Source organism: Psychrobacter sp. A3 (assembly GCF_028823565.1).
Classification (GTDB): Bacteria; Pseudomonadota; Gammaproteobacteria; order Pseudomonadales; family Moraxellaceae; genus Psychrobacter; species Psychrobacter celer.
This window is the reverse complement of record NZ_JAPEHS010000035.1, coordinates 20,893-27,145: the sequence shown is the minus strand read 5'-3', so window position 1 is coordinate 27,145 and position 6,253 is coordinate 20,893. Positions and strand designations below refer to the sequence as shown.

Sequence of the window (6,253 nt, the reverse complement as noted above, 5' to 3'; positions counted from 1 at the left end):
CTGACGGCAAAACCAATGGCTTAACCGTCCTCATCAGTGCAAGTGCACAGAGATGTTACTTGGATATTACTTGCTAGCCGCTTGAGCCGCTGCAACTTCAGCTGCGAAGTCTTCTTGCTTTTTCTCGATACCTTCACCCACTTCTAGACGTTTGAAGCTTAGTACTTTTACGCCTTCCGCTTTTAGGACATCGCCAACTTTTTTGTCGTTGTCCATGACGTATGGCTGACGTAGTAGAGTGACTTCGTCTAGGTACTTACGTAGGCCACCTTCGATCATTTTTTCAATGATGTTGTCAGGCTTGCCAGACTCTTTGGCTTTGGCTTCGATGATGTCTTTTTCGCGAGCTAACACATCAGCATCAACGCTTTCGTCGTCGACCGCTACAGGGTTGAACGCTGCGATATGCATCGCTAGGTTTTTGCCAGTCTCTTCGCTGCCGCCTTCATACGATACCACAACACCGATACGTAGACCGTGGCGATATGATGCTAGGTTGGCACCTTCTAGGGTTTCTACACGGCGCACCTGAATGTTTTCGCCGATTTTTTGTACCAAAGCCACGCGTGCTTCTTCAACGGTTTGGCCATCGCCATATGGTAGCTCAGAGATAGCAGCAACGTCTGTGACGTTATTTTCTAGCGCGATGTTGGCTACTTTTTCTGCAAAAGCAGTAAAGTTGGCGTCTTTTGCCACAAAGTCAGTTTGGCAGTTTACTTCTAACAAAAACGCTTTGTTGTCGCCTTGAGCGATGATGATAGCGCCGTCAGCTGCGATGTTACCTGCTTTTTTGGCCGCTTTTGCTTGACCAGACTTACGCAAGTTATCGATGGCTACTTCAACATCACCATTGGCTTCTTGTAGGGCTTTTTTACATTCCATCATGCCAAGACCAGTACGGTCGCGCAATTCTTTTACCATTTTGGCAGATACTTTTACTTCTGTCATAAGAGTCACCTTAGTATAGTTATGTATAGGAGGGCTTAATGTCTATTTTTCTCAAGGCTGCTGATGACTTAAGAAAAACGCTCGTATTATCTGCTTATTAATAAAAAAAATCATGACATCCAGCGACTCTACCCACTGGAGTAAACGATAATACTCGTTTGGCCAGTTTATGATAGATGACGATCATGTCATCAGCATGTATTTAATATATTTTATGTAATAGCAGTTATTGATTGAGGGCGTTTGACAGCCATCATTTCATCACGTTATGTAATAGCCATGGTTTCAGCGCTATTATTTAACAACAAGGCATGACGAGTAAAACTGCATCATGCCTACTACGAGCTTATCATTAATGACTTTATATGGACGCTGCTAGCGGTGCTATCAAGACATCCTTACAAAGTAACACTTTTAATGCAGCGAATTATTCAGCTGGCGTTGCTGCTTCTTCTGCATTGGCTTCTTCGGCAGGTGCTTGCTCAGCTTTGCCGCCCGCTTGAGTCTGTGCGTATTCTTTACCAGCGATGATCGCATCAGCCATAGACGTGACGTATAGAGTCACAGCACGGATAGCATCATCGTTAGCTGGAATGACGTAGTCAACGTTGTCTGGGCTAGAGTTGGTATCAACGATACCGATTACTGGGATACCAAGGTTTTTGGCTTCTTTGATAGCGATCGCTTCGTGATCTACGTCTACCACAAAGATAGCGTCAGGTAGGCCACCCATGTCTTTGATACCGCCTAGTGAACGCTCAAGTTTTTCCATATCGCGAGTACGCTCAAGCGCTTCACGCTTGGTCAACTTAGCAAAAGTACCGTCTTCTGATTGCTTCTCAAGCTCTTTTAGACGGCTGATTGACTGACGTAGCGTTTTCCAGTTGGTCAACATACCACCCAACCAGCGATGGTCGACGTATGGCATGCCAGCGCGCTGGGCTTGCTCACGGATAATACCGCTAGCGGCACGTTTGGTACCAACAAACAATACTTTGTTTTTCTTGGCAGCTAGGCCGTTTACATAAGTCAACGCTTCGTTGAACGCTTTTACGGTGTGCTCTAGGTTGATGATATGAATTTTGTTACGTGCACCAAAGATATAAGGACCCATTTTTGGGTTCCAAAAACGTGTTTGGTGACCAAAGTGAGCGCCGGCTTGTAGTAAGTCGCGCATTTCGATTTTGGTTGGGTTGTTTGTAGCCATGTGAAATATCCTGTTGGTTGGGTTATGCCTCCACATCACAAAAACTGCCTATCTAGCAACACGCATCTGCCTGTGGATCATGCCTATAATCATGGCACGGACCTAACTTGCAAATTAATCAAGTCGCCAAACACCCAGCAATTTTTTGCCATGATGTGTGTGTCATTGGTTGGTGTAAAAAAGAAGCCATGTCGGGTTTTAGCAAAAAACTCAAACCCCTCCTATAAAGCAAATTATAGAAATAGCTGCGCCGTATTTTATCATATAACGCCTCACAACCTCCAGCGCTTTATGAGGACAAACCGCAATTTAACAACTCGTGAGCCTCACGCCTCAAATCGTCGTATCAACAAAAAAAGCGATACCATTGTATCGCTTTTTACTGTTGTCGCTTTTTTGTCGCTTTTCGTTGAGGCAAAGCGATAAACGAGACGCTATCAGTTGATTGTCGTTGATCAGTTAATTGTCATTAAGTGATGCAGATACCAATGACGGCCTTGTGACCACGCCAGGTAAAGGGCGTGATATAGCTTTGCCGATCTTTGGGTAGATACGACACGTTAGGCGCGCTCTCGACGATGTGCGGCGGCGAGATAATAAACTCTGACCCAAACTCCGTCCGAGCGTTACCAGAGATGGTGTTGGCCATCTCTCCGAGCAAGTCCTTCAACATCGTAATAGAGGAGTCGGTCTCGCCCATCGCCTGAACCACCGCACGCAGCATCGCGCTTGGCGCACTGACATAGACGCAGCCTTGTAGCGGACCTGAGATTTTGATAACGCCGCTGTAGTCATAGCCTACCGCTGTCTTATTGTTATTTAAATAAGGCGTATCGATGTCTACTTCTGTCCCATCAATCTGCGTAAAAAACGCATTAATCGAACTTAAAAATACGCCCAATTTTTCTACTTTAATCATAATAACGAACATCCGTATTAAAACGTAATAGCGAGATCATCAGTCCTGCAAACAGACCACAATCTCACCGACTTGCGAATGCCAAGTAATCGGGATAATAAAAGAACGCTCATCGTTTGGTAGGACGATACTTTTGGGCGCTCCTTTAAACACAAACGGTACCGAGATATGAAACTCTGAGCCAAACTCAGTACGGGCGTTGCCTGCGATGGTATTGGCAACCTCGCCTGCTAGATCAATGTAATTGTCATCACTTTTATCAGTCTCGCCCATGCTATCTAGTAGCGAGGACAACAACTTGTGAGTCGCCGAAAAATACACCACGCCTTTTTGAACACCAGAGATGCCAATCACACCAGTGTAGTCATGTACTTTGGGCTGTTTGTTTTCTAGCAAATACGGCGTGTCAGCGACGAGCTCTTCTCCACCAAACTGATCAAAATAATTGCTAATGATGTTTAAAAAAATCTGTAGCTTTTGTTCTTTCATATAGACATTACTCAAGTCGTTGAATGGTATTAATCTTGCACCAGCTCGTGCAAAGACTCTACAAGCTCTTCTTCTGAAAACGGCTTGCACAAAAACCCACTGGCACCAAGCGATAGCGCCTCAATCCCCGTGGCCTTATCAGACAAGGCAGATACGACTAAAATACGGACATCAGGATCAGTGGCGATGATTTTTTCGATACACTCCAGACCATCCATTTGCGGCATGGTCAGATCCATGGTGATCACATCAGGACGATGAATATTAAACTTCTCTAGCGCCTGAACACCACTGGTCGCAGTAGCGACCAGCATAAACTCACCTGAGTCATACGCACGCTGAATACGGTTTCTAATGATATTAGAATCATCAACAATCATTAATTTATGCATAACCTATTACCTGTAATGAGGCACATTGTTGTGGTGCACAATATGCCTAACCTCTCTTATTAAGCTTTTGGTAGTGTAATGACAAATCTTGTCATTTTGCCCCGTTCACTATTTACATTCAGCTTGCCGTCGTAGTCCTTAACCAGTGATTTGATGATATCCAAACCCACGCCGCGGCCACCGTCTTCATCAGTGTCTTCTTTGGTAGAAAAACCTGAAGAAAACAGCTGCTTGAGCAGGTCGCTATGCGTCAGCTGACTTGCTGCTTCATTATCGACATGGTTTTCTGCCACCAATTTATGACGGATACTGTCGTAATCGATGCCTTGACCGTCGTCCTGCACGATGAGCATAACCTCTTGGCCGTTGTCTTGTACTTCTAGATCAATATTGCCTGCTGTTTCTTTACCGAGCGAATGACGGACGCTGGGTGCCTCGACACCGTGCACCACGGCATTTCGTAGCAGCTGGATACCAATCTCTTTGAGGGGCTTGGCCAGATGCTCTGGGATATTGACTTGGGTCAATGTATGGCTGTTGAGCTGTACTTGCTTGCCCTGTCTTGCAGCGATATCTTTGGCAAAATCTCGATAAAAAGACAGCTGGTCTTCATCTGCATCATCACTCAAATCGATATCTTGACCGCCATCCAAACTGATGTTACCAATCGATAAACTGGTTGGCTGGCTTTTGGGTGCAGTGCTCTCAGCAAGCGGTCTGCTTTGCTGTGCCACGGCATCACTTAATGCGGTGGTAGAGGTAGTAGCGGGCTTACTAGCGGCAGGCTCCGAGCGATTGATCCGCTCACCTAGCGTGGCAATGGTGTTCGATAGGCTGAGTAAGTCATCTAGATGTACCGCCAATGGCAAGAAGTCATTACCTGATAGCTGACCTTGGTTTTGTAAGGCATGCAACTTGTCTTCGGCATCTGAGGCAATCTTGGTAAAGCTGTGCAGTTTTAGCGCTGATGCTTCGCCTTTTAGACTATGCATTTCGCGATAAATGGCTTTTAGTTTGGTTTCGAGCTCGTATTGTGAGCTACCAGGATTTTTTAAGATGTTGTTCATCTTATTGATATGCGCATCAGTGTTGGCGATAAACTCATTAATGATCTTAGGATTTACATTTAAGATGGTGGTGAGCATCTCGATTTGCATGTCGTTTTGCGAGCGCTCTTTTTCTAAGCGCTGCTCTAAATAAACCGCATCAGAGACATCATTGACGTTGACCAGAATACGCGCGATGTCTTTTTTGTCATAAACGCGTGAGAATTTAAAATCCAAGAAGCGGCTATCAGCGCCTTTATTTTCACCGGCGTTGTGTAGCATGACCTTATGTAAAGGGTTTAGTGAATCCACCAGCTTTTCTTTGACGCGCGGGTTGTATAACTGCTCGATAAACTGCTTGGTGGTGTTTAGGTCTTTGTCAGAGATACGACCACGTAAGACACTGGTAAAGTTCTCACCTGCCAAATTGTCAGCACCGATGATGCCATTGAGGGCACGAGAGTGCTGTTGACCAATCTTTAAGTCTTTATCTAGCAAGAATAGACCAGTATTGACCGTTTCCATGATTTCTTGTGTTTCGCGGCGCGCAGCAGCAGCTTCGGCATCGGTCTCACGTAAGCGGCGCACAAAAAAGAATACGAAAATCAAAAAGTAAGCAAAAATCGCCGCAACACCCAACACCTGAATCAGACGAATGGTGGTGGCTTGGCGCTCTGCATTACTAAATACGTCGCGTGTCAGATTATCTAGCGAGTCGTTGATCAGCAAACTGGAGGTTTTGGCTTGCTCAACCGCTCGAGTCAAGTCATCTGCCGACGGCACCATGATATTATCAGCGTCTTTTAGATAGGTCTGAATCTTGGGCTCTAGCGCCTGCCATTGTTCTTTGGCAGCGGCAACATTGGCTTGGGCGCTATCATCAACCTTTGGCAGATTATAGCTTTCGCCTGTACTGTCAGTAATTCTACCGCCTTGCTCAATAGCAGAAAGAGAATTGGTAATCAGTGCTGTGTTTTCTTCTAAACGGCTCAATACCCGCTGAATATGCGGTGAGCTCGTGTCTTCACCATAACTGTTATCTAAGTCAAAAAGATCTTTGATGACCGACTGCGCACTATTGGCGACTTGGTTGGTCTGGTCGATCAAAGCGGTGTTTCTTTCTAACAGGCTGGAGGTATAAAAGGTAAAGGCTAGCAAGGCACCGATGAGTGATAAAAACAGTGCAATAGAGATGATCAGACCTTGATAGCGCTTATTGTCGATATTTGGTGTGGTTGCCATGTTTGAAAAT

Annotated in this window: 6 protein-coding genes; all 6 read right to left on the bottom strand. The window is 45.4% G+C overall.

The window, feature by feature from the left end:
* Positions 1-66: 66 nt before the first annotated feature.
* Positions 67-948: a translation elongation factor Ts gene (tsf, locus tag NK638_RS06825; RefSeq protein ID WP_105244828.1), complete on the bottom strand. Its 882-nt coding sequence runs from the start codon at positions 946-948 to the stop codon at positions 67-69.
* Between the two features lie 427 nt (positions 949-1,375).
* On the bottom strand, positions 1,376-2,155 hold the full coding sequence (gene rpsB, locus NK638_RS06820; protein WP_192995952.1) for a 30S ribosomal protein S2: 780 nt from the start codon (positions 2,153-2,155) through the stop codon (positions 1,376-1,378).
* Positions 2,156-2,624: 469 nt separating this feature from the next.
* Positions 2,625-3,074, bottom strand: coding sequence for a chemotaxis protein CheX (locus NK638_RS06815; RefSeq protein WP_083608603.1), 450 nt, complete (start codon positions 3,072-3,074; stop codon positions 2,625-2,627).
* Positions 3,075-3,113: 39 nt separating this feature from the next.
* Positions 3,114-3,563 carry a chemotaxis protein CheX gene (locus NK638_RS06810; protein ID WP_274632419.1) on the bottom strand — a complete coding sequence of 150 codons (450 nt, stop codon included), beginning with the start codon at positions 3,561-3,563 and terminating at the stop codon, positions 3,114-3,116.
* Between the two features lie 29 nt (positions 3,564-3,592).
* Positions 3,593-3,955 carry a response regulator gene (locus NK638_RS06805; protein WP_075102026.1) on the bottom strand — a complete coding sequence of 121 codons (363 nt, stop codon included), beginning with the start codon at positions 3,953-3,955 and terminating at the stop codon, positions 3,593-3,595.
* 59 nt (positions 3,956-4,014) lie between these two features.
* Positions 4,015-6,243, bottom strand: coding sequence for an ATP-binding protein (locus tag NK638_RS06800; protein ID WP_274632418.1), 2,229 nt, complete (start codon positions 6,241-6,243; stop codon positions 4,015-4,017).
* Positions 6,244-6,253 lie beyond the last annotated feature (10 nt).